The following is a 26,888-nucleotide window of genomic DNA, read 5'->3' as shown; positions in this document are numbered from 1 at the left end:
TGACCGGCCCCGTAAGATCCATAATTGGAAGAAGCCCTCCGAGATATTCGCCGAACTCGTAGAGGTAAATGCTTCGACTGTCTGAATCTGCCCCGAGCTTCAGCGAGGGGACGTACGAGCCACGTCGGGCAAACCGATCGGTAGCCGTTGTGCCTCGTGTGCGGGGTTCAAGTAAACCGACAGCAGCTCCACTCGTGAAAATCGCTCGGACCTCTGGTCCGGGCGTTTTCTTTGTGCCATACCTCTGCCAGATCACGCGGATGGCCAAAGATCGCCATCTCTAAGCCGTCACGGTTAGACAGCAGGCGCGAGGCGGCTACTCAAACTGCCGCTCGCTGGCGTGCACAGCGGACGACGATGGGCCGCCGGACGTCGGCATGACTGGCTGAACCGCGTTTGATGCGGGGCAGTCGACCGGTGCGGCGCGGGCGACGCGGGCAGCTGCCCCGGTCGAGGCCGTAGAGCGCCCGGCAGGCGGATAGTCGCGGCTATTGTGCCACCGGCGGGAGCTCTCCGCTCCGGAAGGTCGCGCAGCCGTCATCCCCGCGGGAGCGAGCCGAGCAGACCCCGGCAGCGGCCGGCTTAGGCCAATCGACGTCGCCGCCGCAGACCCTTGGTGGCGCGTAGAGGGCGACGTGATGTCGTAGCACCTGCACGAGGCGGAAGCCGTCCCGGTTTCGAGGTGTCTCACATGTGACAGGCGGGCATGGGCTGACTAGGAATCCACTCACGTGTTCTCAGAGCCGGTGTAATGTCCGTTTTGGTGGTTTATGGGGCATGGATCGAGAGAAGCTCTCACGTTTGGTCAACTAGACGACGATGGAAAAATGTCATACCGAGCAAGTACCGTTGATGCACACACCGAGAGGAGTAGTGCGATGCGTACAGCCAGTAACGCACACGAGATCGACGTGGTAGAGCTGACCGCCGACGAAGAACACGCCAACATTGACGGCGAATGCCAGCGGGCACTCGGCATCGGCATTGAGGAATTCACTCGTAGGTGGCACAGCGGCTATTACCAAGACTGCGACGACCCGAGAGTGACCCAGGTGGCTATGCTGCTTCCTGATGCCTGGTAGCGATCCTTATTCTGCTTTCAGCGCGTTCATCACTCCGCTGGTGGACGCGCTGACTTGTGTTCTTGACCGTCCTCAGATTTCTGTCTCGGCTGGCGGACAGGACATGGTCGAGATCAAACACAACCTGTATCTCACGGGGACGAAGGCTGAGAACGACGGCTACCGCCGCCTCGGAAAAAGCGACGTCGAGCTCCGAGCTCGGATGAAATACAAGATCATCGAAGACGGTCGAGACGGGTACGGTCCATTTCGCGTCACTACCAGGGGTTACGACTACTCGGTCCGAAAGATAGATGGCACCGCCGTGATCGACTATCACTGGCACCCAACGGGTAAGTCGCACGAGCTGCGCCCGCATATCCACATCGGATCCGCTCAGCTCAGACCTGATTCGATCTTGTCCAATAAGCAACACCTTCTGTGCGGACGCGTCACGTTCGAGGCCGTGATCCGCAACCTCGTGCATCAGGGCGTCCCGCCACGGTCCGATGACTGGTCGGACCTGTTGGATCTTTGTGAAGCACCACATCTCCTGCATCGAACCTGGACTCACGACTATGAGAAGGAAACCGGACAGGCAGTACCGATGAAGGAGCCGGAGTCCTAGCCGCATGCCAGATCCACCGGCCACGCCCCGGGCATAGCGGGAACTGCGGGAATTTGGCCAGCATCTTCACTGGTAGTCGTCTTGCAGCCCAGCGATCTTGGATGAGCACCGCCCTGGCAGCGTGGCAGTTAGTCACGGTCGACCACCGGATTGGTCATCGCTGCGCGAACTTCGGACCTCGGCCGTCGGACGCACGAGCGACGTCGAGCAAGCCGGTTCGCAGCTGTTGTGCCTCTTGCGCGGGGCTCAAGTAGATCGACATCAGCTCCACTCGACTGGGGCTGGATTGTGTCGACGGAAAGTGTCGACCTTCCAGCCTCGTTTTCTTTAGCTCGGCCTCGGCCTCGTGTGGCGGGGGCTTCGCCACCCGCACCCCCGTTGCCGGACTCATCCCTTGGCGGCGGCTGATCTGGCAGGTGGTTCGCCACCCGCACGCACTCCGCCGCCACGCAGTCATCGGTTCGCAGCTGCACACTAAAGCAATGACGAACCCCGAAGGTATCCACCTCGAACACGACCAGGGAATCCGGGACGACCGAAGGCGCGACAAGCGCGACGAGCCCACCGCCTACATTCCCACCCACGCTCTCGAAGCATTGGAAGGCCCGCAGCTGACCGGGCCGCCGGGGGCTGAGCAGACCGATCTCGGATCGTCGGAGATCACGGCTCCGTAGTGTCCGGGGCGTAAGCCAGCGTCAGTGTCGACGGCGGCATGAGACCCAGTTCTAATCCGCCGTTGACAGTCAGACTGGCCGGTGGGAAAACTCCGGCAGGTGTTGCCCCGGGTCCCTTGAGCGCGGCGTCCCGAGAGTGGACGTATGCACTCATGGTGAAGCTCGCCGATGTTTATGGGCCTACGTGTCTGGTTGATCGTCAGCCTCCAGCGGCCCTCAAGTCTCGGCGATGCTTTCGCGGAGCCTCCTTACCCAGTCAGCCGGGTTCAAGTAGATCGACAGCAGCTCCACGAGTCGAGGGCGACGTGTGTTCGCGGAAAGCGCGAACCGCGTCGCCTCGTCATTTTCCTCCGGGGGCCGAGCCCCCGGACACCCCGCGTTGCGAACCTTGCGCTCGGCGGACGGGTCGCGCTCGGCTTTGCCTCGCGCTTGCCTTCGCTTCGCTCGGCGGGGCTTCGCTGCGCCAACACCGCCCTGGGGTGGGTGATGAGTGCCGACTTCTTGAGTCTCCGTTCGCTTGAGCGCTCGGCTGCTGCCTGATGACGGTCCGGCCGCTTGATCGGCCGCCGGTCAACCGCCGAATATGGCGGTGGCGATGGGTGCGTCGAGCTGCTGCCTGGTGAGGATGTGAACGTCGGAGACCTCTTGGATGGCGGCGGCGGGGTCTGGCCGGTCGGTGAAGGTGACCCTGAGGTCAGCGCGTGGGCGGGGCTCGGCGAACGCGACGGCCGCAATGGTGGTGTGCCCGAGAACTTGGCTGCGGAGCCCGCGCTGCGTGATCTCGACGGTGTGGAAGTTGGGGGTCGGCTCGGCGGGTCGGGTGAGGGGTGAGGATATCCGGGCGCTGCCGGTGCGTGGCCGGCGCCGATGTGGATGCGCTGTTTCGCGATCATGAGGGTGCCGCGGCCGGCTACTGCGGGACTGCGACGACACCGTTGTCGTCGAAGTGGCGCGCTGCACGGCCTGGTCGAGGGCGGCCGGGCCCGGATGGCGGCGCCGGTCCCGCTTCGGGTCGACGGCGAGGACTACATGCTGCGGTGACCGGTACGGCCCGGGCAGCCGTGGAAGGCGAAGGCCAACCGGCCCTGAGGCCGAACGTCGCACCACGCGCGGACGGGTGCCGTCCCGATACGCTGGCCGGGTGTCCAAAGAAGACCGCATCGGCGGCGGGGCGAACGAACGGACGCTGATCGACGTCGTCCAACGGGTATCGCAACACATTACGCGCGCCCTGACCGCGACGCCGCAGGACGTGCGGCAGGCCCGTCAGGCACTCGACTTCACCGGCGCGACCCACCAGGGGCGCCTCGACCTCTCCGTGGCCGCGAACCTGCTGATCCTGTGGGCCCAACCGATCGCCCTGGTCCTGGCCCCGGCCGAACTGGTCGACGCGACCCGGCAGGAGGCCATGCTGCTACACGGGATCGTCTGGCGATTCGACCAGCTGCAACAGCTGATCATGGCCATCACTGCCGACCTCGACGACGCCGGCCTGCGCGACCTGGTCCTGCTCACCGGCGGCCACCACGCGGCCGCCCTCGACGTGCTCGGCGGCCGCCGAGCGTACGAGGACACCAGCACGGTGGTCGCCGCCACCGATACTCAAACCCCGCACCAGGCGAAGTATCAGTACGCCGCGATCGCCCTGGCCGCCGCGGCGGCAGCCGGTGACCCGGTTCGATTCGACAACATGCTGGCGCGGCTGGACAACCGGCCCGACCGGACCGAGGCGGTCACCGCCACGCTCGCGCTGCTGATCCGGTGCGCGGCCGCCAGTACGTACATGATCCATCCCACCGACCCGGTCGTTGAACTCGCCGACCCGCGACTGCCGGACCCGGCTACCGACGAGTTCCTGGCCGCGTGGCCGTCCGACAGCGGCGGATACCGGCTGGTACGCGACGCGATCACGTCCTCGAACAGGTATTTCGCGTACCGGCAACGGCCGCCCCGCCCGATCGATGTGCCCGCCGCCGACGAAGCCGCCCCCACCGTTCGTTACGCGGCCACCGTCGTCGCCCGCTACCGCGACCGGGTCATCGCGCAGGCGGTCCGTGATCAGGCCGCCGCCCTGGACCCCGACCAGCCGGCACCGTAGACCGGCGCGGCGTCCTGGTGTGGGCGGCTCGACGCGCGAGTGGACCGCCGAGCGTTCCACCTGTGTCCCGCCATGGTCGCCCAGCTGCCGGCGTGCCGCCTGGGCGTCGGTTGATCCTGCGTCCGGGGCCCTCGGCTATTCGCCTCCCGGCGCCGTTCGTCTGTCCTCGTGGGGTGCGTTGGCACTGGTCATCGTGCTCGCAGTCCTTCTGGGGCGTGCCGTCGTACCGGCCGTCCTCGGTCACCACGGCCGCGAGGACCGTGGTGACCGGCAGTTCTGGTCAGAGTGGGATCGGGGTGCCGACGGTGGGGCGGAAGTAGGTGGCGCCGGTGCCGGGCGCGAGTTGGCTGCGGTCCTTGGCGAAGAAGCCGTCCTCCCCCGCCTTGCCGAGGTCGGTCAGGCCGAAGTCGTGGACGGGGGCGACGCGGTTCGGTCGCAGGCGCCGGATCCAGTCGACGAGTTCGCCGTTCTTGGTGTAGAGGCCGATCAGTGGGCAGGTGAGCAGGTCGATGCGGGTGTGCGGGTCGGTCAGGGCGTCGCCGGGATGGAAGAACTTGTGGTCGATGAGGAAGCCGACGTTGCGTACGGGTTTGAGGTCGCGGTGGATCGGGGCGTGCCACTCGCCGTGGATCTGGACGGGGATGCCGCCGATGGTCAGGTTGTCCCCGTGGCCGACGACGCGCATCTTGCCGCCGGCCGCGGCGCCGGATTGTTCCAGTAGCTCGGCTACTGACGGGTTGGTATAGATCGGCAGGCCGGGCCGGGCGGCCACCGCGGCTGCGATCTTGGTGACGTCGTAGTGGTCGATGTGCTCGTGGCTGATCAGCAGGGCGTCCGCGCCGTCGGTGGCGTTGGCGGCGCTGACGAAGCCGGGATCGATGACGAGCGTGAAGTCGTCCTTCTGTACTCGTACGCACGAGTGCCCGGCCCAGGTCAGTTCGATGGTCATGGTTTCCTCTCGATTCGGTGGTTGCGGACGGCTGGTCAGCAGCAGGGCACGTAGTCGGCGGGGATGTGGGCCGGCTGGGGGATGAACGGCTTTTTCGGGGCGCGCGCGGCCGGCCGGCCGGCCCCGGTCGTCGCGGCGAATACGAGGGCTGACGCTGCGGCAACGCCGGCGCTGAGGACCTTTCGGCGGGAGAGCATGGTCGGGTTCCGTTCTGTCGATGGGATCGCGGACGCGGGGCCGCTGCGGCCCCGGCGGGGTCAGTAAGTGGTGGGTGCCAGGTCGGCCTCCGGTGCGGGCCGGCCGCCCGGCTGAGGTTGGGGCGAGTCGATGCTGATCCGGGGCAGGACCCGGTCCAACCTGTGTGGGATGCGCCAGTTCGCGCCGCCGAGCAGCTGCATCACGGCCGGCACCAGGACCATGCGCAGCAGGAGCGCGTCGAGCAGGATGGCGGTGGCCAGGCCGAGGCCGAACTCGCCGATCGGGCGGCGTCCACCGAGCACGAAGGCGAGGAAGACGCAGACCATGATGGCCGCCGCGGCGGTGATCACCCGACCGGTCGCGGCGATGCCGACGCGTACCGCCCGGGGGTTGTCGCCGGAGGCGACCCATTCCTCATGCATGCGGCTGACCAGGAAGACCTGGTAGTCCATGGAGAGTCCGAAGAGGATCGCGAGGAGCATGACCGGCAGGAAGGCCTCGATCGGCCCCGGTTTGCCCAGGCCGAGCGCCTCCGAGCCCCAGCCGTGCTGGAAGACGGCGACGACCACGCCGAACGAGGCCCCGGCCGCGAGCAGGTTCATGACGGCCGCGGTGAGCGGGATGACGATGCTGCGGAAGGCGAGCATCAGCAGCAGACAGCCCAGCGCGACGACGACGGCGATGAAGACCGGCAGGTTGTCGCCCAGGACTGCCCCGAAGTCCTCGAACAGCGCGGTCTGCCCGCCCACGTAGACCCGCAGGGTGGTGCCTTGTTCGGCGCGGGGGATGACGGAGTCGCGCAGACGGTCGATCAGCCGTCCGGTGTCCGCCGATTGCGGCGACGTGGTCGGCGTGACCCGGACGACGGAGATCGGCGCGGTCGGCGTGGCGGCGGCCACCGATGCGACGCCGGGCTCGCCACGCAGGCTGGTGACCAACTGGTTCAGGGCGGCCCGGTCGGCCGGCGCCGGCGCCTGGGCGGCGAGGACGAGCGGGCCGTTGTAGCCCGGGCCGAAGGCCTCGGCGACGAGGTCGTAGGCCTTGCGGGTGGTCGAGGCCGCGGGGTCGTTGCCCTGGTCGGCCGAGCCGAGCCGGATCGAGAAGGCGGGTACCGCCAGGGCCAGCATGATCACGGTGGCGGCGGCGCCCAGCAGTACCGGGCGACGCTGCACGACACCGACCCAGCGGGTCCAGAAACCGTTGTCGGGGCCCGACACGGTGCCGCGACGGCGTTCGCGACGGCTCAGCACGCGCACGCCGACGATGCCGAACGTCGCCGGAAGCAACGTGGTGGCGGCCACGACGGCGAAGGCCACCATGATCGCGGCGGCCACCCCGATGCCGGTGAGGAAATTGATGCCGAGCAGTGCTAGGCCGGCCATGGCGACCGTGACCGTGCCGCCGGCGAAGATGACCGCGCGACCGGCCGTACGCAGGGCTTGCACCGCCGATTCCTCGACCTCGAGCCCGGCCCGCAGGCCGCTGCGATGCCGGGTGACGATGAACAGCGCGTAGTCGATGCCGACGCCGAGGCCGATGAGCGCGGCCACCGTCGGCGCAAGCGAGTCGATCGACAGCGCGTGGGTCAGCAGGCCGATGGTCTCGATCGCCGCGCCCAGGGCCAGGACGGCGGAGAGCAGCGGAATCGCCGTCGACAGCAGCGAGCCGAAGGCGATCAGCAGCACGACCGCGGCCGCGATCAGGCCGATGACCACGCTGCCCGAGGCCGGCCGGCCCTTGAGGCTCTGGAAACCGGCACCGCCGAATTCGACCCGCACGTCGTCGCCGCGTAGCCGGGCTGCGGTGTCGACCACCGGCTGGACGTCGTCGAGGGTCAGCGCCTGGTTGTCCCGGGCGAAATCCACGTCCGCGATGGCCGTCCGGCCGTCCGCGCTGACTTTTCCGCCCGGCCCGTACGGGTCGTGTACGGCGATCACGCCCGGTAGGTGCGCCACGTTGCCGAGTACGGCCGAGAAGCGGGCCCGGAACGCCGGGTCGGTGATCGCGCCGTCGCTCCGGTGCACCACGATCGTGTCGCCGCCGGACTGGCCGGCCAGTCCGCCTGTACGCAACAACAGTTGGGCCTGGTCGGAGTCGGAACCGGGAAGGCTGATGCCGGCGTCGTAGGCGGTGCCCCACGTCCGGCTCGTGACGGCGAGCGCGGCCAGCATCACCACCCAGAGGGCCAGAACTGCGTACCGGTGCCGGAAGCACCATCTCGCGATTGTTGCCACGCCTGCGCCTCCTGGGAAATTCGCATTGGGTCGCGGCGAGCGTAGGAAGGCGGCTGTCAATGTTTGTGTAAGACGAATGACGCCCGCGGCCCGGCTCGGCCGAAAGGACCAGAACCTGTGGTCGAAGAGAAAAGGTCCGCCCACGCCGCACAATGACGGCATGCACGAGATACCGGAGGGGGCGCCCGGCCGGCCGGTGGCCGCGCTCGAGATCGCCGGGCTCGCCGCGTTGTTCGCGTTCGACGAGGTGATGGGCGGCCGGTTCGGCATGCGCCGGGAGGCCGCGGTGGCCGGTGCCGCGATCGTCGTGTCGGCTGCCGCGCTGGCGGTGGCGCGCCGGTGGCGGCCGGACCGGCTGGTGCCGCTCGCGGTCGTGGTGGCCGTGCTGTCGATCGCGCACAGCGCCGCCGCGATCGCCGCCCGGCACACCGGGGTGCCGCTCCCGGTCGGGTTCAGCCTGGGCGAGTTGGCGGCGGTCGGGCTGATGGTCGGCGCGGTCACCCGGTCGGCACGGCCGGGGTCGGCGATCGCGTACGCCGTTCTCGGTGCCGCCGCCCTGAGCGCCGCCCCGCTGGCCCGGGCGGGCACCGGCGTCGACGTGCACCTGTTCGCGGTGCCGGCCGCGTTGATCTGGGGGGTCGCGGTCGCCTTCGGCCTCGTTCTGCGCGACGGCGACCGCCGCCGGCTCGACACCCGCGACGAGGCGCGCCGGACCGAGCGCATGCGGATCGCCCGCGAACTGCACGACGTCGTCACCCATTACGTCACCGGGATCGCCGTACAGGCCCAGGCGGCCCGGGTGGTGACCGCCCGTGCCCCGTCGGGCGTCGACCACGAGCAGTCATATCGGGAGATCGAGCGGTCGGCCGCCGCGTCGCTGACTGCCATGCGCGGCATGGTCGGCATGCTGCGGGCCGCCGGTGACCCGCCGCCGCCCGAGGCCACCGGGATCGCGGCCGTGCTGGCCGGGGCGACCGAGGGCGACCCGCGCGTACGGGTCGAGCTCGCCGACGGGATGCCGGATCCGGGGCCGGACATATCGGCGACGCTGCACTGGCTCGTCCTCGAGTCGCTGACCAACGTGCGCCGGCACGCCACCGAGGCCACCCGCATCACCATCCGGGTCGCCACCGTGAAACGGCCGTCGGCGCTGGTCCTGGACGTCACCAATGACGGCGTCACCGCGCCCGGCAACGACGCGGACGCCACCGCACGCTACGGACTGACCGGAATGCGGGAACGCGTCGCCGCCCTGGGGGGCACGCTGCACGCCGCCCCGAGGCCGACCGTGGCTGGCGGGTCACCGCTCGGATCCCGCTCAACGGGCAGCGCCGATGACGATCCGCGTACTGCTCGCCGACGACCAGGAGACTGTCCGCGCGGGCTTCCGCATGATCCTCGACAACGAGCCCGACATCGAGGTGGTCGGCGAGGCGGCCGACGGCGAAACTGCCGTACGGCAGGCCACCGCGCTGCGTCCCGACGTCGCCGTACTGGACATTCGCATGCCCGGCCTCGACGGCATCGAGGCGACCCGCCTGCTGGCGGGTCCGGCCGTGCCCGATCCGCTGCGCATCGTGGTCGTGACGACCTACGACACCGACGCGAACGTCTACACCGCGCTGCGCGCGGGCGCGGTCGGATTCCTGCTCAAGGATGCCGGGCCGTCCCTGCTCATCGACGCCGTACGCCAGGCCCATCTGGGCGAGAGCCTGATCTCGCCGGCGGTCCTGCTCCGCCTGCTCGGCCACTGGTCGGCCGATCCGCCGAGGCGCCCGGGCCAGGCCGCGGCGCCGGCTGCGCCGGGAGGACGTCCGCCCGATCCGCTGACCGGCCGGGAGCGCGACATCGTCCGGGAGGTCGCCCGGGGACGCACCAACGCGGAGCTCGCGGCGGAACTGGCCATCTCGGTCTCGACGGTCAAGACCCACCTGGGCGGTATCCAGCGCAAGCTCGGGGCCCGCAACCGCACCGAGATCGCGATCTGGGCGTGGGAGAACGGCTATGTCCGATAGCCGGGCGGCGATCGGCCTAGAATCCGGCGATATGGCACCCGAAGCCGGGCCGCCGGTGGTCCGCTTCCGCGTTCTCGGGCTCATCCGGGCGTGGCGCGGGGATGTCGAACTGGATCTCGGCCCCCGCCAGCGGCAGCTGATCCTCGCCCTGCTGCTGGTGGCCGACGGCCGGCCGGTCGACCTGGCCGATTTCGTGGCACTGCTGTGGGCCGGCGAGCCGCCGCCGAGCGCGGTCAACGTCGTCCATCGCTACATCGGCGGGCTGCGCCGGTTGCTGGAGCCGGAGCTGCCCAACCGGGCAACCGGCCGGTGGTTGCAGCGCCACGGCGCGGGCTATCGGCTCGACGCGGCCGGGGCCTCGCTCGACCTGCGGCAGGCGCGTACGTTCGCGGCCGAGGCCCGGCAGCTCGCCGCCACCGGCGACGTCGCGGCCGCGGTCGCGGGCTACGCCCGTGCCCTCAAGCTGTGGGACGGCCGCTGCGGCGCCGGCCTGGACGGGGCGGCCGGCGTACATCCGGCGTTCGTCGCCGTTGACCGCGAAGGATCGGCGCTGGCCCGGGCGGCCGCCGACGCCGCGCTGAGCGCCGGGCTCTGCCCGGTGGTGCTGCCCGCCCTGCGCCGGGCCGCCGAACGGGACCCCTTCGACGAGGCCCTGCAGGCCCGCCTGCTGCTCGGCCTGGCGGCCGACGGCCGCCAGGCCGAGGCCCTGACCGGTTATCAGACCGTACGGCGCCGGCTCGCCGAGGAGCTGGGCATCGAGCCGGGTCCCGACCTGATACAGGCCCACCGCCGGATTCTCGACCAGCAGTTCGCGGTGGTCACTCCGGTGCCGCCCGAGCCGGCCACGGTGATCGAGCCGTTGCCGGTGCCGCCCGCCCAGCTACCCACCGACCTGGCCGGGTTCGCCGGTCGCCGGGCCGAACTCGCCCAGCTCGACGCCATCCTCGACGCCGCCGAGCAGGACGGCGGCACCGCCGTCGCGGTCATCGACGGCATGCCCGGCGTCGGGAAGTCCACGCTCGCGGTCCATTGGGCCCACCGGGCGGCGGACCGGTTCCCGGACGGGCAGCTCTTCCTGGACCTGCGGGGCTTCGACGCCGACGGCACGCCGACGAGCCCGTTCGACGCCCTGGGCAGCCTGCTGACCGGCCTCGGCGTCGCAGCCGGCCGGTTGCCGGCCGGGCTCGACGCGCGCGCCGGGCTCTATCGCAGCCTGCTGTCCGGGCGTCGGATCCTGGTCGTGCTCGACAACGCGATCGCCGCCGGTCAGGCCGCCGCGTTGCTGCCGGCCTCGCCCGGCTGCGCCGCCGTCGTCACCAGCCGTCACCGGCTGACCGAACTGACCCTGCGCGGCGCTCGCGCGCTCACCGCCGACCTGCCCGGCCTCGACGACGCCCGGGACAGCTTGCGCGCCCGCATCGGCGACCAGCGCGCCTCGGCCGAACCGCAAGCGCTCGACGAGATCATCGCCCGCTGCGGCCGCCTGCCGCTCGCCATCGCCGTGGTCGGTGCCCGCGCGCACGGCAATCCCGAGTTCTCTCTCACCGCCATCGCCGCCGAGCTGCGCGCCGCGCCCAACCCGCTCGATGCTCTCCACGACATCTTCTCCTGGTCGTACCGGTCGCTGAGCGAGCCCGCCGCCCGGCTGCTGCGCCTGCTGTCCCTGCACGTCGGCGGGGAGATCACGACTGCCGCCGCGGCGAGCCTCGCCGGACTGCCGCCGCGCCGGGCCCGCGAGCTCACCGCCGAGCTCACCCAGGGACGCCTGCTTCTGGAGCGTCAACCCGGGCGGTACGTGCTGCACGACCTGATCCACGCGTACGCAGCCGGGCTGGCCCGCGACCGCGAGCCGGCCGCCGAACGCGACGCCGCGCTGGCCCGGCTGCTCACCCATTACGCGCTGACCGCACAGCACGCGAGAGACTGGCTCGGCACCCCGCCGCCGGGCCCGGCGGACACCCCATCCGCCGGGGAGGTCACCGCCGAGCCGATCGGCAGCTACGACGCCGCGGTACGCACCCTTGCCCGGATCTCCTCCATCGTGGCCGGGCGTATCCGCCGCGCGCCCGGCGACGCCTGACCGTCCGAGCCTCGCCCCCGCCGGTCATCGCAACGACGGGCGGCCCACCCGCGCCGACAGGAACCACCACCCGACGGTCAGCAGATAGAAGAACGCCCCGCCCTCCGCGTACACCGAAAGGGCGCTGAGGCCGGCCTCGGCGGTACCGCTCCAACCGAGGTACGCCAGCCCGCCGGCCACCGAACCGGCTCGGCTGAGGATCAAGGGCCACTGGCCGGCGATCCGCGGACGCCGAAGAATTGCCACGGCCGTCTGAACGACACCGCTCACGATCGCCCACAGACCGAAGATCGACATCGCGATCGGCACGCTCACGAAGACCGTGCCGGCGACCCCGGCAGCAGCCGCTCCGCCGGCCGGGCAGCGGACGCTGACCGCCCCGGGTCAGGCGAGGCCGGCGTCGTGGGCGAGCAGGGCCAGCTGGGTGCGGTTGTCCAGGTCGAGCTTGGTCAGGATGTGGGAGACGTGGGTCTTCACGGTGGCCAGGGTCATGTTCAGGGTCTTGGCTATCTCGGTGTTGTTGTGGCCCTGGGCGATCGCTACGACGACGTCGTGCTCGCGGGGGCTGAGCGCGGCCAGGGTGGTCTTGGCGCGGGCGAAGGCGCCGGCCTGGACGGCGACGCGGTCCATCAGGCGGCGGGTGATCTGGGGGGACAGGATCGGTTCGCCGGCGGCGACCTGGCGGACCGCCTCGGCGATCCGGGCCGGTGGGGTGTCCTTGAGCAGGAAGCCGCTCGCCCCGGCGCGCAGCGCGTGCAGGATGTTCTCGTCGGTGTCGAACGTGGTCAGCACGATGATTTCGGGCGGGCGTGGCCGGGCCCGCAGGCGGCGGGTTGCGGTGATGCCGTCGACCCGGGGCATGCGCAGATCCATCAGCACGACGTCGGGGGCGTGCGCGTCGGCCGCGGCCGGGACCTCGTCGCCATCGGCGGCCTCGCCGACGATCGTGATGCCTTCGGCGCCGTCGAGCATCATGGTCAGGCCGGCCCGCACGAGGGCGTCGTCGTCGACGACGAGCACGCGTACCGGAGGGATCATGCCGGCCATGGTATCGATGCGTGCAGCCGGAACTCGCCGTCGACCGTCTGGTGGTCGAGCTGCCCGCCGGCCAGCTGTACCCGTTCGGTGAGCCCGACCAGGCCGGCCCCGCCGGACCAGCCGGGCGGGGTCGTGCGGTGCGGCGCCAGCGGGTTGCGGACGTCGATCTCCAGGCCGGTGCCCGGCCCGCCGCGCAGCGCGACGTGGACCGGCTGGCCGGTGGCGTGTTTGCGGGCGTTGGTCAGGGCCTCCTGGATCACCCGGTACGCCGTCCGGGCCAGCGTCGGTGGCGCCTCGGCCGGCTCGTCCACCGCCTCGCGCAGCAGCACCTCGGTGCCGGCGTCGCGGCACTCCTCGATCAGGCGCGGGACGTCGGCGAGAACCGGCTGGGGACGGATGCCCTCACCTTCCGCCGGGTCGTCGTCGCGCAGCAGCGAGATCACTTCGCGCAGCTCGTCGAGGGCCTGGTGCACGCCGTCGCGGACGACTCCCGCGGCTTGGGCCAGCCGCTCGGGTGACGAGTCCGGACGGTACTCGATCGCACCGGCGAACGTGGCCAGCAGCGACAGGCGGTGCGCGAGGACGTCGTGCATCTCCCAGGCGATCTTGCGACGTTCCAGCATCCGCGCTTCGGCCACCCGGCGGCCCTGTTCCGCCTCGGCGCGCCGGGCCCGCTCGTGTAGCGAGCGGATCAACGCCTCCCGGGCCTTCGCCCACGCACCCCACCCGAGCAGCGCGCCGTAGCCGATCGTGACCAGCGCCAGCCACCAGCCGTACGACAAGCCGCCGTTGGGCCGCCAACCACCCTGGACGGCGTGCGCGGCGATCCCGGCCACCGCCACCGCCACCGCGACCGGGAAGCGCTCGCGCCGGGCCACCTGCAGCGCGCCGATCGTGGCCGGGGGACTGGCGGCCGGTGACAACGCCGCCAACACGGTCAGTACGGCCGTGGCGGCGACCGGCCGCCACAGCGTCAACGGCGCCAACACCCAGCTCAGCGCACCGGCCGCGACGTCGAGGACGAGCAGCGGCCCGGGCGGGCGGCCGTTCCACCAGCCCAGGAGCGTCGCGACGATCAGCGCCCCGGCGATGCCCAGGATCACCGCGACGGCGGCACGAAGACGTCCGCGGGGCAAGGTGTTCACCGGGCGAGGCTAGCCGGACCGGGTCGGGCGCCGACACCATCCAAAGTTGGTGGCCGGGCTCTCCAAGGAGGGTCCCGGCGGCGCTCGCGGTCCGATGTGGTCGTCCGGCCGGAACCGCGATGCTCTCCGGCATGACCAACGACATCCAACACACCACCGTACGGCGTACCGGCCGCGCCATCACCGTCGTCGCCGCGGCAGCCGGCGCGCTGTTGCTGTGGACGGTCGACGGCCCGTGGGCCGGTCTCGACCTCGCCGTCCGCCAGGGCGACACCACTCAGCACATCGGCCCGGCCGCGGTCGCGCTCACCGCACTGGTCGCGGCCCTGGCCGCCTGGGGCCTGCTCGCGCTGCTGGAGCGCACCGTCCGCCGCCCGGTCCGGACGTACCGGATCATCGCGTCGATCGTGCTTCTCCTCTCCCTGGCCGGTCCGCTGGGCAGCGGCGCCGGTACGAGCAGCCGGCTGGTGCTGCTCGCCATGCACGTCACCGTCGGCGCCGCCCTGATCATCGGGTTGCCCGGCCGCCGTAACTACCGCTGAGGATGGACAACGTGCCGATCGGATACGTCTTCTCTGTCGCGCTCCTGGCGTTTTGCACCGCCACCGCCGCGATCGGGCCACGACCGGCCCGTACGACCCAGGGCTTCTGGGGTTTCTGGGTCACCTTCCTGATCAACGAGCTGCCGTTCCTTGCCCTCTACGCGCTCGCCGCGGACAGCCTTCTCGCGTTCACCGAAGGTGACCTCTCCTCCCCCGCTGGTCTGATCGCGTTCGCCGGCGCGGTTCTGACCGCGGGCGGTCTCGCCGTCCTGATCCGGCGGGCGCTCGGGACCGGTGCGGTGCTGCGGCGCGTGCTGGCCGGCGACGCCGGCATCGAGCTGCCACCGGCGCGCCGGCCCTGGGCGCACATCCTGCTCGCCCCGTTCACAGTGGGACGCCGCGACGTCGTCCGGGTCGGCGACATCGCGTACGGGGACGCCGGCAAGCGCAACCTGCTCGACGTCTACCACCGCCGGGACCGTCCCACCGGCGGGCCGGTCCTGGTGTACTTCCACGGGGGCGGCTTCCGGGTCGGGCACAAGCGCTGGGAGGGCCGCGCCCTGCTCTACCAGCTCGCGGCCCGGGGATGGGTGTGCGTGAGCGCCAACTACCGGCTCGCACCGGCGCACCACTTCCCCGACGCCCACGTGGACGCGAAACGGGTGATCGCCTGGGTGCGTGCCCACGCCGCGGACCACGGCGGCGACCCGCGTACGGTCATCGTGTCCGGCAGCTCGGCCGGCGGCCACCTGGCCGCCATGACCGCGCTGACCGCGAACGATCCGGCCTTCCAACCGGGATTCGAGGACGCGGACACCTCGGTCGCCGCCGCGGTCGGCATCTACGGGTACTACGGCCGGGTCGGCGGCCCCGGTTCCTCCCCGCTGGACCGGCTCCGCGACGCGCCGCCGTTCCTGTTCCTGCACGGCGACATGGACAGCTCGACGCTGGTGGAGGACACCCGCGCCTTCGTCACCGGGCTGCGCGAAGTCAGCTCCCAGCCGGTCGTGTACGCCGAACTACCGGGCGCCCAGCACACCTTCGACCTGTTCTACTCCCTGCGCTACAGCCAGGTGATCGAAGCGGTCGCCGCGTTCGGCGCCTGGCTACACACGGGGTCGGCCAGACGTGGACCGAACAGGCCGGCGGTTGGCGGCTTGCCGGCATTCAGTTCAGCACCCTTGGCGACGCCTCAGCGCGACTCCGGTGCTACGCGCGGAGCTGAACAGACCGCCGTCGGACCGCCACCCGAAATTCATCGTCATGCATGTATCTAGGTCGGCAGGCCCTGTTGTCATGAAGTCAGTTCCTGGCGCCCCGCCGGGCCGAGCCGTCGGAGAATTCATGCGCATCAACCGCGGGCCGCTGACCATTCTGGTCACGCTCACCCTGGCCACCGCGTTCAGCGGCGTGGTCACCGTCGCGACTGTCACGGCCGCGTTCGCCAGCACCTGCTCCCGCTCATATCTGCCGCTGCCGGATTCCCACTGCACGCCGGGCACCTACAACCCCGACGTCACCCAATCCACCATCAGCAAGACCATCTGCGTGTCGGGCTGGACCGCCACCGTGCGGCCGCCGACCTCCTACACCAATACGTTGAAGGTGCAGGGCATCACCGACTACGGCTACAGCGACAAGAGCTTGGCCGACTACGAAGAAGACCACTTCGTGCCACTGGAACTCGGTGGGTCACCCCGCGACCCCGGCAACCTGTGGCCCGAGCCGTACTCCGGCAGCAAGACCGCGACCACCAAGGACGGCGTCGAAACCAAGCTGAAGAACGCGGTCTGCAAGGGCCAGATCACCCTGTCCTCGGCGCGCAGCGCGATCCGCACCAACTGGACCACCGCTGTGCAGGTGACCGGGATCGGCTGAAGCTCCGCGACAGGCGGCCGGGCATCACGACGGGCTAGTGGACATCGTCCGATCGGCTCGCGGCTCGGCCGTTTAGCCGTCTACTGATCTTTTCGCCGTGAGGTACAGACTGGCGGGCGTGACATCGGTATAGGCAAATGTGCCTTGGAGGCGCAATGTATCGACGATTAGCCCCGGTCGTGGCACTGGGCACGGCAATCGCCCTCATCGGAGTTCCGGCCGCCGCGTCAGCAGCGCCGCCCACAGCGGCGCCGGTGGTTCGCCACATCCAACTGGGCGGCACCGGCGCGTACCGTCCGACGCCGGCCGGAACCGGCCGGCTCGGGCCCCTGTCCACCGAGATTCCTCGGTCCGCCGGACCCGATGAGGGCTTCGCCCCGGCCACCTCCGGTCAGCGGGCCGACCGTACGCTGGCCCGCCCGGCCCGGGTCAGGCCGAACACCAGCTTCGGCAGCGTGGTCCGCACCGGGCCGCAGCTGCTGACCAGCTTCGACGGCATCAACCACCGCGATCAGCGCACGGCCAACAACGGCAACCAGTTCAGCCTCGAACCTCCGGATCAGGGCCTCTGTGTCGGCAACGGCCACGTCGTCGAGGCGGTCAACGACGCGTTCCGTGTGTTCAACGCCGACGGCACCGGGCAGACCGGCGTCATCGACCTCAACACGCTGTACGGCTATCCACCGTCGGTCAACCGCACCACCGGTGTCTTCGGCCCGGAGCTCACCGACCCGAGTTGTCTCTACGACCCCAGCACCCGCCGCTTCTTCCTGGTCGTACTCACCTTGGAAGCGACCCCCGCCGGTGACCTGACCGGTGACAACCACCTCGACATCGCGGTCGCCGCCGACCCCACCAAGACGTGGAACATCTACCGTCTCGACGTCACCGACGACGGCACCCACGGCACTCCGGTGCACCCGAACTGCCCGTGCATCGGCGACTACCCGCACATCGGCGTCGACGCCAACGGCTTCTACCTGACGACCAACGAATACTCGTTCTTCGGCACCGAGTACAACAGCGCCCAGGTGTACGCGTTCTCCAAGCGCGCCCTGGCCCGCGGCGACGCCGACGTCCTGGTCACCCAGATCGACACCACCGCCGCCGACGCCGGCCGCAACGGCTTCACCCTCTGGCCGGCCCAGTCGCCCAGCACCGCCGACTACGACACCGCCCAGCGCGGAACGGCGTATTTCCTGTCGTCCAACGCGGCCGAGGAAGCCACCGGCACCGATGAGTACGTGTCCAACAGCATCGTGACCTGGAGCCTGACCAACACCCAGTCGCTGAGCACGGCCCACCCGGACATCGAGTTGAGCAACACCCGGGTCAAGGTCCGGACGTACTCCCTCCCGCCGGAGGCCAACCAGAAACCCGGGCCCTTCCCACTGGGCCAGTGCCTGAACGACGACGCCTGCGCCACCGTAGTCCTGGGTACGCCCGATCCGGACAAGCCGGAAGCCGAGTCCACACTCGACAGCAACGACACCCGGATGCAGCAGGTCACCTACACCGGCGGCCGGCTCTACGGCGCACTCGACACCGCCGTCACCGTCGCCGGGCACAGTCAGGCCGGAATCGGCTGGTACATCGTCCGGCCGCAGTCGCACCGATCCTCGGTCAGCGCATCCCTGGTCAACCAGGGCCAGCTCGGCCTGGCCGGCAACAACCTGACCTATCCGGCCATCGGCGTCAACGCCGCCGGCGACGGCGTCATGGCGTTCACCCTGACCGGCAACAACTTCTATCCCTCCGCCGCCTACGCGGCGTTCGACGGCCGCGCCGGTGCGGGAGCCATCCACCTGGCCAAGGCCGGCCTCGGCCCGGAAGACGGGTTCACCGGCTACAAGGGCCTGGCCGATTCGACCACGTCGCGGTGGGGCGACTACGGAGCTACAGCGGTCGACGGCCGCAATATCTGGATCGCCAGCGAATACATCGGCCAGAGCTGCACCCTGGCCCAGTACGAGGCCGACCCGTTCGGCTCGTGCGGGAACACCCGGACCGCGCTGGCCAACTGGGACACTCGGATCAGCTTGATCAAGCCATAAACCGCCGTGGTGCCGGGCTGCGGGTTCTGCGGCCCGGCACCACCCTCCTCCGGTTAGGGCCATTGACTGTTAGCAAAGTTTATTTATCGTTAACGATCGACGGCTCTCATCCCCGGAGGCACCATGCCGCGATCCCGGTCCCCCCTGCCTGCTCTGGTTCTCACCCTCCTGGCCGCGGTCGGTGGCGTCGCCGCCGCCGTCGCCCCGGCCCAGGCCGCCGGTTCACTCACCGCCACCTACAGCCTGGTCGGCGAGTGGGGCGGCAACTTCCAGGCCCAATACACGATCACCAACGGCACCTCGGCCTCGATCAGCAGCTGGAAGGTCGAATTCGACCTCGACGCCGCCACGACCATCAGCAGCTCGTGGGACTCGGTCATCACCCGGGCCGGAAACCACATCACGGCCGGCAACGCCGCCTACAACGCCCCACTGGCGGCCGGCGCCACAGCCAGCTTCGGCTTCATCGCCGCCGGGCCGGCCCGGCCGGCCAACTGCCGCGTCAACGGCGGGCTCTGCGCCGGCGGGGCCGGCGACACCAGCGCACCGACCGCCCCGGCGAACGCGCACGTCACCGCGACCACCCGCAGTACGGTCGCGCTGGCCTGGACCGCGTCGACCGACAACGTCGGCGTCACCGGCTACGACGTCTACCTCGGCGGCAACGTGGCGATCAGCACCACCGGAACCTCGGGCGTGGTCGGCGGGCTCAACCCGTCCACTTCGTACACGTTCACGGTGAAGGCGCACGACGCGGCGGGCAACTCGTCGGCGGCCGGCAACACGGTCAGCGCCACCACGGCCGGCGGCACGGGCTCGCTGGTGCCGGTCGCGCCCTACGTGGACATGGGCTCCTACCCGACGCCGTCGCTGACCACCATGCTCGCCGGCGGCCACCTCAACTCGCTTACGCTCGCCTTCATCACCGGCAACGGATGCAAGGCCACGTGGTTCAACGCCTTCGACCCGCGTACGGGATGGGACCGCGACCAGATCGATGCCGTCCGTGCGCAGGGGGGTGATGTGAAAATCTCGCTCGGCGGCGCAGCCGGCAGCGAGCTCGCCCAGGTCTGCGGCACGCCCCAGGCGGTCGAGACCGAATACCAGGCGATCGTCGACGCCTACAACCTGAAATACCTCGACATCGACATCGAAGGCGGCGCGGTGGCCGACCCGGCGTCGATCGCGCGGCGCTCGCAGGCACTGGTCCTGCTCCAGAACGCCCGCCCCAACGTCAAGATCTCGCTGACCCTGCCGGTGCTGCCCGAAGGCCTGGACGCGAACGGCTTCGCGGTGCTGAAATCGGCCCACGACGCCGGCGTGAACGTCGACCTGGTCAACGTGATGGCAATGGACTACCAGCGGCCGACCGGCGAATACGGCACGTTCGCCACCCAGGCGGCACAGTCCACGTTCAACCAGATCAAGAGCCTGTGGACAACCAAGACCGACGCCCAGATCTGGCAGATGGTCGGCGTCACCCCGATGATCGGCAAGAACGACGACGGCGGCACCTTCACCCTGGCCGACGCGAGCACGCTGGTGGCGTACGCGAAAAGCAAACACCTGGGCATGCTCTCGTTCTGGGAGATGACACGCGACCGCAACGCCTGCACCGGGGCGCTGTCCCAGTGCACCAACATCACCCAGACGCCCTACCAGTTCAGCCAGATCTTCGCCGGCTTCACCGGCTGACCGTCCGAAGGAGGCGGCGGCACGCCGCCGCCCCAGCGGATTTCCGTACGCGGTAACGATCCGGCACCGAGGCCCGTGCCCTTCTTCCAAGCTCAGAAGCCCCGACCGGTCGCGCGCCTAATGTCGAGTACCTCTGAGGCGGCCAGCCGGCGCGGCGGCTACCGGTCGACGGCCGGCCACCTTGATCACGTGCGCACATGCCGTGCGGCCGCCAGGCCGCTTAATAGATACGCAACATCGAAATAGAGCCGCCCCCAAAGCCGACACTGACTTGGTCACCGATAGGGGCCCCGTCGCTGACAAACTTGAGTAATTCCCGGGACCGGGAAAGCCCGTTTCCTCGGCGTTTCCAAAGACGTGGTGTTGCGCATTAGATAATCGTTTTGGACTGGAGAACGGCCATCCCCGCAACCGCAGCCGCGCGTGATCCTGATCGCTCCCCGGACGGCCAGCCCTCCCCGGACGGCCAGCCCTCCCCAAGCGGGCGGTCCTCCCCGAGCGGGCGGCGCTCCCCGAGCAGCCTCCCCCGGGCGGGCAGCGCCCCCGAGCAGCCTCCCCCGGGCGGGCAGCGCTCCCTGGGCTACCGGTGGCACCCGATCGCCGGGCGGTGCCGACGGGATCGCTCGGCCGAGCCGGCATAGCCGACCGGCACGACTTAGTCTGGCGTGATCGGAGAAACTGCCTGATCCAGGGCGTTGTGCGGTCTGCCCGTCGGCAGGGTTCGACCGTGGCGACCTGATCGGCCTGCCTGGACACTGCGCGATCTGTCCGCTCGCAGCTTTCGGCCCGATCAGGGGGTCGGCCTGATCGGCGGATGCGGATACCGGCTGACCGGCAGATGTAGCCTGACCAGCAGACCCGGCCCGACCAGCAGACCCGGCCCGACGGGCGGATTCCTTCCGTGCGGCCGGTGCGGCCGGTGCGGCCGGTGCGGCCGGTGCCGCCGGTGCCGCCGGTGCCGCCGGTGCCGCCGGTGCCGCCGGTGCCGCCGGTGCCGCCGGTGCCGCCGGTGCCGCCGGTGCCGCCGGTGCGGATGGTGCGGATGGTGCGGATGGTGCGGATGGTGCGGATGGTGCGGATGGTGCGGATGGATTGACTTCGTCGGCCGCGCCATCACTAGGGCCCGCGAGCGCTCCGCCGCGGAAAACGCTCCCGCTCGGAGCCTCAACCGCCAGCCGCCCGGCGTCGACCGGCTCGGACACCGGCGTCGAAAGCTCCGACGGCTGGCAGCTGCCGGCGCGGTCGGCCGGCGCGGTGATGTCGCCGTGCAGACGCAGGTTCATCGCTCGGCGGCCGTGACGCTGCCGCAAACCCCATTCGCGATGCCGCTCATGCTCGCGGCGAAACCGATCGGCCTCAGGCGAATAATTGCGCGACGCAGTCCGGTCTCGCCAGGAGGCCACTTGCGACCGGGGAAAGAACTCGAGCTGCGCCATAAACCATTTTCCCGCATTCAGACGGAGAAATGTCAGCCCCACCCGCGTGTCGATCATGCCAAACCGGTTGGATCAACAAAGGGGTGACCTGCCGGGCATCGTTATCTTGCTGGGCGGTTCTTGCGACGAGGGAAAAGGCCGCAATGGGGACACCTTCTGACGAGCGCTCGAGCACCCGCCGACCGCATGGTCAGTTGATGTCGAACTCGTTGCCTTCCGGATCTTTCATTCCGACTGCGTAGTGGTCGAGCCCCTCCTTGGACAACGCGCCGGTGATGGTGGCGCCCAAGCCGGCCAGCCGGGTGGCCTCCGCGTCGACTCGCCTCCGGCGTGTCTCGATCGGGTCCGACTGTTCGCCGCTGGCGTGGATGTCGAGATGGAGCCGGTTCTTGACTACCTTGGCGTCGGGCAGCGCGTGGAACCAGATGCTGGGCCCGTGACCGTCCGGGTCGCTGATCCGGTCGGCCCCGTCGACCAGATCTTCCTCGGGCAACCCTAACTTCCGGTAGAAATCGTTCCAGGTGGCGAATCCGGGCGGGGGCGGCGCGAGCTCATAGCCCAGCGCGGCCGCCCAGAACCGGGCCAGCCGGTCTGGGTCGGCGCAGTCGATGACCAGCTGAAAGCGGACAGGCACCGGTTTCTCACCCTCTCGTATGCGACTCGAGCCCACTCCGACCGGCCGCGCCGGTAGAGCTGCGGATAGTGCGGATGGCCCACCGCGACGCGTTCTCAGCCCCCCGAGAAACCCCAGAAGTAGATCTCGCTCGGCCAGATCGGCGAGCTGCCACCGGTCTGGACGGGCCCCCTGTCCCGAAACATTGACGGTGGCATCGAAGCACAGGGGTGTGACAAGAAATCACCACTGCTGGGCGGTGGCCGGGGAGTGCCGGGTCACCGCCAGCGAGGTGGTGTGCCCGAAGGCCGAGGAGACCGCCACCCGGCCCGGGCCGACCAGCCGGAGCCAGATTGTGCGCTGGCTGAACGCCCGCCGCCAGGAGACGCTCAGGGCGCCCTGCGGATATTCCAGGTGCAGGTGGGCGGTGACCGACACGTCCCGGTAGAGCAGCGCGCCCGGCTGGACCAGGATCGACTCTCCGGGCGCGAGGTCGCGCAGGAACGTGTTGCCGGGGGCGTGCAGCAGCAGGAGGCCCGGCGTCTGCTGAGCTGTGAACAGGTCGCCGAACTGGCCGATCGGGTAGTGGGTCTCCCGGTCGTCGCCCGAGCCGGTGGTGTACCAGATGCCGGTCTGCTGCCAGGTGTAGGCGATGTTGCCGGTGGCGGTCAGGAGGCGGTGTTCCCGGGTCCAGATCGGCCGGCCCGGCATCAGCGGCAGCGCCACCACCTCGCCCGGCCGGTCGCCGGAGAGGGCGATGCGGCCCGGGCCGTGCGCCTCGATCATGATCAGCGGGAGGCCGGACAGCATCCGGTTCCAGCCGCCGGACAGCGAGGTGTTGCCGAGGCGTACGCCGGGCTCGGTCCACAGCAGCGCATGGTGCGCGAAGTAGATCCAGTCGGGCTCGGCCAGTGCGAAGTCGGCGACCGGCACGTACGTCCCCTCGACCTGGACGCGCGACTGTCCGAACTGGATCCGGGCCATGTCCCGGATCGGGGGCTGTTCGATCCAGCCGCTGCGGCTGACGTGCTGCCGGATGTCGAGCGCCGCACCGCAACCGGGGCAGGAGGTCTCGGACTCCGGCTGGTCCATGCGGCAGTAGGGACAGATCATCGCCAACTCATTCCGCGTGGTGATGGACGTACATCGACTGGATGCCCACCCGGCCCGGACCGGTCATCTCGGCCAGGTACATGCCCTTGCGCAGCAGGCCGGTCTTGACCGGCATCTGCACCGCCTGCATGGTGACCGACGCGTCCTTGTAGAGGAAGCCGCCCGGCTCGACCATGATCTTCTCGCCCGGCCGCAGATAGCGTTCGAAGACGTTGCCGTAGCCGTGCAGGACCAGCAGGCCCGGCGTTCCGCCGGCGACGAACCGGTCCAGGTACATGCCGTTGCCGCCGTGCAGCACGTTGGCCAGGCCCTGGATGCGGACGAAGGAGTATCCGATCGTGTTGCTGGCCAGCAGGAACGCGTGTTCGCGGGCGTCCAGCTCCATGCCCGGGTGCAGCGGCAGGACGACCAGTTCGCCCGGCGAGTCGCGGGAGAACGCGACCCGCCCCGGCCCGTACGCCATGGTCAGCACGAACGGCATGCCGCCGAGCACGCGGCGCATGCCGCCCTGGGTCGGCACCGCCACGACCGGGGTGACCTCGTCCTTCCACAGCATGACGTGGTGCTCGAAGTAGACCGCGTCGCCCTGGGCGAGCGCGATCTCGGCGACCGGCACCAGCTCACCCTCGACCTGTACGACGGAATTGGCGAACCGGAACTCGGTCATGTCGCGCAGCCGCGGCGCCTCGCGCCAGCCCGAGTCGCTGACCGAGTTGCGGACGTCGAGCGGCGCGCCGCACGTGAGGCATGACGTGGCGCCGGCCGCGTTCTGCAGCCGGCACCACTGGCATTCGATCCGATCCACGGCGCGGAACCTAGCAGATGAGCTGCGGGTTTAGCGCTAGTGACGGCGGAGCGCGCCGATCAACAGCGCGGCGCAGCCGGCCAGGCAGAGGAGCGTACGGGCATGGTTGGCCGGATCCCAGCCGGCCAGGAACCGTGACCACGTCACCGTGCCGGCCTCGAGGCGGTTGTTCAGCGGCACGTTGATCGCCGCGGTGACGCCGACCGCCCCGGTGACGGTGAGGATCGCCCCGGCCGGCAGCCACGCGGAGCCGGGACGCGACCGCGGCCGAGGCGCGCTGTTCGCGGGCGGCGATGGCGCGGCGGTTCACCGGGCTGGTGGCGTCCCCCCGATGACATATCTGACCGAGTGGCGCCTGTCCTGCGCCGCCGACATGCTGACCCGCACCGACGCGACGTTGGAGGCGATCGCGCGCGACGTCGGCTATTCCAGCCCGTTCGCGCTCAGTGCGGCGTTCAAGCGGGTCCGCGGGGTGGCCCCGCGGACGTTGCGGGCGCGCTCGGCTCGACCATGACATTTGTCCCGCCGTCCGCACGACGAACGGGCCGATGGGGACTGGGTCCCGGATGCGATGGTGAGAGGCGTGACTATGACGGCGGAAGTGGTGCGCCTGCGGCCCCCGATGCACCGGGTCAGCCCGCGGGCCCTGTGGTACTGGGCGGCCCGGGCCGCGGTGCTGTGGATCGTGCTGCTCGCACCCCAGGTGATCTGGTGGTTCGCGGACAGCGGCGGAGGACGGCTCCCCCACCTGATCGTGGGGGTGGTGTGGCTGGTGCTGGCCGCGGTGCATCTGGTGGTGATGCCGCAGTGGCGTTACCGCGTGCACCGCTGGGAGGCCACCGACACCGCGGTCTACACCCAGACCGGTTGGATCAGCCAGCAGCGGCGGATCGCGCCGATCTCCCGGGTGCAGACTGTGGACAGTGAGCGCGGCCCGATCGAGCAGCTGTTCCGGCTGGCGAACGTGACCGTGACGACCGCCTCGGCGGCCGGACCAATCAAGATCCACGGCTTGACCAGGGTGGACGCCGACCAGCTGGTGGCCGATCTGACCATCCGGGTCGGCCGGAGCACCGGGGACGCGACATGACCACCGTGGTCGAGCCGACGGACGAGGTGGTGGCCGACGGCTGGCGCCGGCTGAGCCCTCGCATGCTGGCCGTGCATCCGGTGATGGAACTGCGGCGGCTGATCGTCCCGCTGCTCGCGGTGCTGGTCGGGCTGCGCAACGGCAATGGCGGTGAAGGCGGCTGGTGGGCGCTGGGCATCGGCGGCATCGGCATCGTGATCGGGTTCCTGCGCTACTTCACCACGTCGTACCGGATCACCCCGGGTCACGTGCAGGTGCGCCGGGGCCTGTTCCGCCGGCGGACGCTGACCGTGCCGCGCGACCGGATCCGCACCGTGGACGTCACCTCGAACGTGCTGCACCGGATGTTCGGCCTGGCCCGGGTCACCGTCGGCACCGGCCAGACCGACAAGAAGAACGACGGCGTCAAGCTGGACGGGCTGAGCGCCGCCCAGGCCGAGAACCTGCACCGTGAGCTGCTGCACCGCCCGGTGGTCGCGGCGACACCGTCGCCGACCGTCGCCACCGAAAGCCTCCTGGTCGCCCTCGACCCGGCCTGGATCCGGTACGGCCCGTTCACCCTCTCCGGTCTGGTCGCGATCGGTGTTCTGTTCGGCCTCGGCTCCCGCCTGGTCAACGAGGGCCACGTCGATCCGACCAAGATCGGCGTCGTCCACGACACGATCACCTACCTGCGCGACCGGCCGCTGCCGGTGGCGATCCTCCTGGTCGCCGTCGCGGTGATGCTGTTCACCGCGGTCGCGTCGACCGTCGGTTACATCCTGACGTTCTGGAACTTCCGGCTGAGCCGGCACAGCAGCGGCACGCTGCACGTCCGCCGCGGCCTGCTCACCACCCGCAGCACCACGATCGAAGAACGCCGGCTTCGCGGCGTCGAGCTGAGCGAGCCACTCCTGCTGCGTTCGGTACGCGGCGCCCGCGTGCTCGCCATCGCGACCGGTCTGCGCGTCGGCCGGGGAGCCGACCGTGGCGGTTCGGTTCTGCTGCCGCCCGCGCCCCGCGACGTCGCGGTCGAGGTGGCCGGCACGGTCATCGGCGACACCGGCCCACTCACCGCGGAGCTGACCGGGCACGGTCCTCGCGCCCGGCTGCGCCGGTTCACCCGGGCCGGCACGGTCTGCTCGGTCCTGATCCTGATCGTGCTGGGGTTCGTGCTCCTCGCCGGCGCGCCGTGGTGGGCGTTCTGGGCGTCGCTGGCGCTGTTGCCGATCGGCGCGTTCCTCGCCGCGGACCGGGCCGGCAGTCTGGGCCACGCCCTCACCGACGGCTGGCTGGTCAGCCGGTACGGCAGCCTGGTGCGACGCCGCCACATGCTGCGCACCGACGCGGTGATCGGCTGGAACATGACCACCTCGGTGTTCCAGCGCCGGGCCGGGCTGACCACGCTGGTCGCCACCACGGCCGGCGGCCGTCAGCACTACGACGTCCCCGATGTCGACGACGGCGAGGCGATTCGGGTCGCGCGTTCGGCCGTACCGGGGCTGCTGGAACAATTCCTCGCCGGCTGAGGCCATAAAAGCACAATGGCGCCGGGCAGAATGC

Annotated in this window: 24 protein-coding genes and 2 pseudogenes; 17 read left to right on the top strand and 9 right to left on the bottom strand. The window is 70.3% G+C overall.

Going from position 1 to position 26,888, the window contains the following annotated elements; all coding sequences use genetic code 11:
• The first annotated feature begins 878 nt into the window (after positions 1-878).
• From AB0M88_RS35675 to AB0M88_RS35655, 5 genes are all read left to right on the top strand, one after another.
• Positions 879-1,082: a hypothetical protein gene (locus tag AB0M88_RS35675; protein ID WP_364110225.1), complete on the top strand. Its 204-nt coding sequence runs from the start codon at positions 879-881 to the stop codon at positions 1,080-1,082.
• Positions 1,072-1,689: a hypothetical protein gene (locus AB0M88_RS35670; protein ID WP_364110223.1), complete on the top strand. Its 618-nt coding sequence runs from the start codon at positions 1,072-1,074 to the stop codon at positions 1,687-1,689. Before AB0M88_RS35675 ends, AB0M88_RS35670 begins: the two co-directional genes overlap by 11 nt.
• 482 nt (positions 1,690-2,171) lie before the next feature.
• Complete coding sequence (locus AB0M88_RS35665) at positions 2,172-2,363, top strand: hypothetical protein (RefSeq protein WP_364110222.1); 192 nt, start codon at positions 2,172-2,174, stop codon at positions 2,361-2,363.
• 555 nt (positions 2,364-2,918) lie between these two features.
• Positions 2,919-3,194, top strand: a complete 276-nt coding sequence (locus tag AB0M88_RS35660; protein ID WP_364110221.1) for a hypothetical protein — start codon at positions 2,919-2,921, stop codon at positions 3,192-3,194.
• A 310-nt stretch (positions 3,195-3,504) separates the two neighbouring features.
• On the top strand, positions 3,505-4,461 hold the full coding sequence (locus AB0M88_RS35655; RefSeq protein WP_364110220.1) for a hypothetical protein: 957 nt from the start codon (positions 3,505-3,507) through the stop codon (positions 4,459-4,461).
• Positions 4,462-4,741: 280 nt separating this feature from the next.
• Here AB0M88_RS35655 and AB0M88_RS35650 read toward each other — a convergent pair whose 3' ends face one another.
• Positions 4,742-5,410, bottom strand: a complete 669-nt coding sequence (locus tag AB0M88_RS35650) for an MBL fold metallo-hydrolase (RefSeq protein ID WP_364110219.1) — start codon at positions 5,408-5,410, stop codon at positions 4,742-4,744.
• Between the two features lie 257 nt (positions 5,411-5,667).
• Positions 5,668-7,842, bottom strand: coding sequence for an MMPL family transporter (locus AB0M88_RS35645; protein ID WP_364110218.1), 2,175 nt, complete (start codon positions 7,840-7,842; stop codon positions 5,668-5,670).
• Between the two features lie 76 nt (positions 7,843-7,918).
• On the opposite strand from AB0M88_RS35645, the pseudogene AB0M88_RS35640 reads away from it, so the two are divergent.
• From AB0M88_RS35640 to AB0M88_RS35630, 3 genes and pseudogenes are all read left to right on the top strand, one after another.
• Positions 7,919-9,067 (top strand): annotated as a pseudogene (locus AB0M88_RS35640) (histidine kinase); the annotation flags it as partial.
• A gap of 109 nt (positions 9,068-9,176) precedes the next feature.
• Positions 9,177-9,857, top strand: a complete 681-nt coding sequence (locus tag AB0M88_RS35635) for a response regulator transcription factor (RefSeq protein WP_364110217.1) — start codon at positions 9,177-9,179, stop codon at positions 9,855-9,857.
• A gap of 31 nt (positions 9,858-9,888) precedes the next feature.
• The gene (locus AB0M88_RS35630; RefSeq protein ID WP_364110216.1) at positions 9,889-11,937 is read left to right on the top strand and encodes a BTAD domain-containing putative transcriptional regulator; all 2,049 of its coding nucleotides are present in this window, start codon (positions 9,889-9,891) and stop codon (positions 11,935-11,937) included.
• Between the two features lie 24 nt (positions 11,938-11,961).
• Here the strand turns inward: AB0M88_RS35630 and AB0M88_RS35625 are convergent, their stop codons facing one another.
• The 3 genes from AB0M88_RS35625 to AB0M88_RS35615 all read right to left on the bottom strand — a co-directional run bounded on the left by AB0M88_RS35625 (position 11,962) and on the right by AB0M88_RS35615 (position 14,120).
• Positions 11,962-12,252: a hypothetical protein gene (locus AB0M88_RS35625; protein WP_364110215.1), complete on the bottom strand. Its 291-nt coding sequence runs from the start codon at positions 12,250-12,252 to the stop codon at positions 11,962-11,964.
• A gap of 69 nt (positions 12,253-12,321) precedes the next feature.
• Positions 12,322-12,984: a response regulator transcription factor gene (locus tag AB0M88_RS35620; protein ID WP_364110214.1), complete on the bottom strand. Its 663-nt coding sequence runs from the start codon at positions 12,982-12,984 to the stop codon at positions 12,322-12,324.
• Positions 12,972-14,120 carry a histidine kinase gene (locus AB0M88_RS35615; protein ID WP_364110213.1) on the bottom strand — a complete coding sequence of 383 codons (1,149 nt, stop codon included), beginning with the start codon at positions 14,118-14,120 and terminating at the stop codon, positions 12,972-12,974. The genes AB0M88_RS35620 and AB0M88_RS35615 overlap by 13 nt, the downstream gene beginning before the upstream one ends.
• A 131-nt stretch (positions 14,121-14,251) precedes the next feature.
• Here AB0M88_RS35615 and AB0M88_RS35610 point away from each other — a divergent pair, with 131 nt between their 5' ends.
• The 6 genes from AB0M88_RS35610 (at position 14,252) to AB0M88_RS35585 (ending at position 21,385) form a co-directional block, all read left to right on the top strand.
• On the top strand, positions 14,252-14,662 hold the full coding sequence (locus AB0M88_RS35610) for a DUF6069 family protein (protein WP_364110211.1): 411 nt from the start codon (positions 14,252-14,254) through the stop codon (positions 14,660-14,662).
• Positions 14,663-14,673: 11 nt separating this feature from the next.
• Positions 14,674-15,939 carry an alpha/beta hydrolase gene (locus AB0M88_RS35605; protein ID WP_364110210.1) on the top strand — a complete coding sequence of 422 codons (1,266 nt, stop codon included), beginning with the start codon at positions 14,674-14,676 and terminating at the stop codon, positions 15,937-15,939.
• Positions 15,940-16,006: 67 nt separating this feature from the next.
• Positions 16,007-16,540, top strand: a complete 534-nt coding sequence (locus AB0M88_RS35600; RefSeq protein WP_364110209.1) for a hypothetical protein — start codon at positions 16,007-16,009, stop codon at positions 16,538-16,540.
• A gap of 155 nt (positions 16,541-16,695) precedes the next feature.
• On the top strand, positions 16,696-18,594 hold the full coding sequence (locus AB0M88_RS35595) for a hypothetical protein (protein WP_364110208.1): 1,899 nt from the start codon (positions 16,696-16,698) through the stop codon (positions 18,592-18,594).
• A gap of 123 nt (positions 18,595-18,717) precedes the next feature.
• Complete coding sequence (locus AB0M88_RS35590) at positions 18,718-20,289, top strand: cellulose binding domain-containing protein (RefSeq protein WP_364110207.1); 1,572 nt, start codon at positions 18,718-18,720, stop codon at positions 20,287-20,289.
• Positions 20,290-21,190: 901 nt separating this feature from the next.
• Positions 21,191-21,385: a hypothetical protein gene (locus AB0M88_RS35585; protein ID WP_364110206.1), complete on the top strand. Its 195-nt coding sequence runs from the start codon at positions 21,191-21,193 to the stop codon at positions 21,383-21,385.
• Positions 21,386-21,915: 530 nt separating this feature from the next.
• On the opposite strand, the gene AB0M88_RS35580 is transcribed toward AB0M88_RS35585, so the two are convergent.
• The 4 genes from AB0M88_RS35580 to AB0M88_RS35565 all read right to left on the bottom strand — a co-directional run bounded on the left by AB0M88_RS35580 (position 21,916) and on the right by AB0M88_RS35565 (position 24,481).
• A complete protein-coding gene (locus AB0M88_RS35580) occupies positions 21,916-22,359 on the bottom strand; it encodes a VOC family protein (protein ID WP_364110205.1) in 444 nt (147 codons plus the stop codon).
• Positions 22,360-22,581: 222 nt separating this feature from the next.
• Positions 22,582-23,451 carry an AIM24 family protein gene (locus AB0M88_RS35575; RefSeq protein WP_364110204.1) on the bottom strand — a complete coding sequence of 290 codons (870 nt, stop codon included), beginning with the start codon at positions 23,449-23,451 and terminating at the stop codon, positions 22,582-22,584.
• A 7-nt stretch (positions 23,452-23,458) separates the two neighbouring features.
• Positions 23,459-24,256 carry an AIM24 family protein gene (locus AB0M88_RS35570; RefSeq protein WP_364110203.1) on the bottom strand — a complete coding sequence of 266 codons (798 nt, stop codon included), beginning with the start codon at positions 24,254-24,256 and terminating at the stop codon, positions 23,459-23,461.
• A gap of 36 nt (positions 24,257-24,292) precedes the next feature.
• The gene (locus AB0M88_RS35565; protein WP_364110228.1) at positions 24,293-24,481 is read right to left on the bottom strand and encodes an anthrone oxygenase family protein; all 189 of its coding nucleotides are present in this window, start codon (positions 24,479-24,481) and stop codon (positions 24,293-24,295) included.
• Positions 24,482-24,513: 32 nt separating this feature from the next.
• Here AB0M88_RS35565 and AB0M88_RS35560 point away from each other — a divergent pair.
• The 3 genes and pseudogenes from AB0M88_RS35560 to AB0M88_RS35550 all read left to right on the top strand — a co-directional run.
• Positions 24,514-24,770 (top strand): annotated as a pseudogene (locus AB0M88_RS35560) (helix-turn-helix transcriptional regulator); the annotation flags it as partial.
• 75 nt (positions 24,771-24,845) lie between these two features.
• Positions 24,846-25,346 (top strand): PH domain-containing protein, encoded by a 501-nt coding sequence (locus AB0M88_RS35555; RefSeq protein WP_364110227.1) that lies wholly within the window; start codon positions 24,846-24,848, stop codon positions 25,344-25,346.
• Positions 25,343-26,854, top strand: coding sequence for a PH domain-containing protein (locus tag AB0M88_RS35550; protein WP_364110202.1), 1,512 nt, complete (start codon positions 25,343-25,345; stop codon positions 26,852-26,854). The genes AB0M88_RS35555 and AB0M88_RS35550 overlap by 4 nt, the downstream gene beginning before the upstream one ends.
• The last annotated feature ends 34 nt before the right edge of the window (positions 26,855-26,888 follow it).

Origin of the sequence: Actinoplanes sp. NPDC051411 (genome assembly GCF_040682075.1) — a bacterium.
Taxonomy (GTDB): Bacteria; Actinomycetota; Actinomycetes; order Mycobacteriales; family Micromonosporaceae; genus Actinoplanes.
Note: the sequence above shows the minus strand (reverse complement) of the source record. Positions and strands in the feature narration are given on the sequence as shown.

Coding starts and splice junctions, on each gene's coding strand:
- AB0M88_RS35675 (WP_364110225.1), top strand. CDS start 879: ATGCGTACAGCCAGTAACGCACACGAGATCGACGTGGTAGAGCTGACC.
- AB0M88_RS35670 (WP_364110223.1), top strand. CDS start 1,072: ATGCCTGGTAGCGATCCTTATTCTGCTTTCAGCGCGTTCATCACTCCG.
- AB0M88_RS35665 (WP_364110222.1), top strand. CDS start 2,172: ATGACGAACCCCGAAGGTATCCACCTCGAACACGACCAGGGAATCCGG.
- AB0M88_RS35650 (WP_364110219.1), bottom strand. CDS start 5,410: ATGACCATCGAACTGACCTGGGCCGGGCACTCGTGCGTACGAGTACAG.
- AB0M88_RS35635 (WP_364110217.1), top strand. CDS start 9,177: ATGACGATCCGCGTACTGCTCGCCGACGACCAGGAGACTGTCCGCGCG.
- AB0M88_RS35630 (WP_364110216.1), top strand. CDS start 9,889: ATGGCACCCGAAGCCGGGCCGCCGGTGGTCCGCTTCCGCGTTCTCGGG.
- AB0M88_RS35620 (WP_364110214.1), bottom strand. CDS start 12,984: ATGGCCGGCATGATCCCTCCGGTACGCGTGCTCGTCGTCGACGACGAC.
- AB0M88_RS35610 (WP_364110211.1), top strand. CDS start 14,252: ATGACCAACGACATCCAACACACCACCGTACGGCGTACCGGCCGCGCC.
- AB0M88_RS35600 (WP_364110209.1), top strand. CDS start 16,007: ATGCGCATCAACCGCGGGCCGCTGACCATTCTGGTCACGCTCACCCTG.
- AB0M88_RS35595 (WP_364110208.1), top strand. CDS start 16,696: ATGTATCGACGATTAGCCCCGGTCGTGGCACTGGGCACGGCAATCGCC.
- AB0M88_RS35590 (WP_364110207.1), top strand. CDS start 18,718: ATGCCGCGATCCCGGTCCCCCCTGCCTGCTCTGGTTCTCACCCTCCTG.
- AB0M88_RS35575 (WP_364110204.1), bottom strand. CDS start 23,451: ATGATCTGTCCCTACTGCCGCATGGACCAGCCGGAGTCCGAGACCTCC.
- AB0M88_RS35555 (WP_364110227.1), top strand. CDS start 24,846: ATGACGGCGGAAGTGGTGCGCCTGCGGCCCCCGATGCACCGGGTCAGC.
- AB0M88_RS35550 (WP_364110202.1), top strand. CDS start 25,343: ATGACCACCGTGGTCGAGCCGACGGACGAGGTGGTGGCCGACGGCTGG.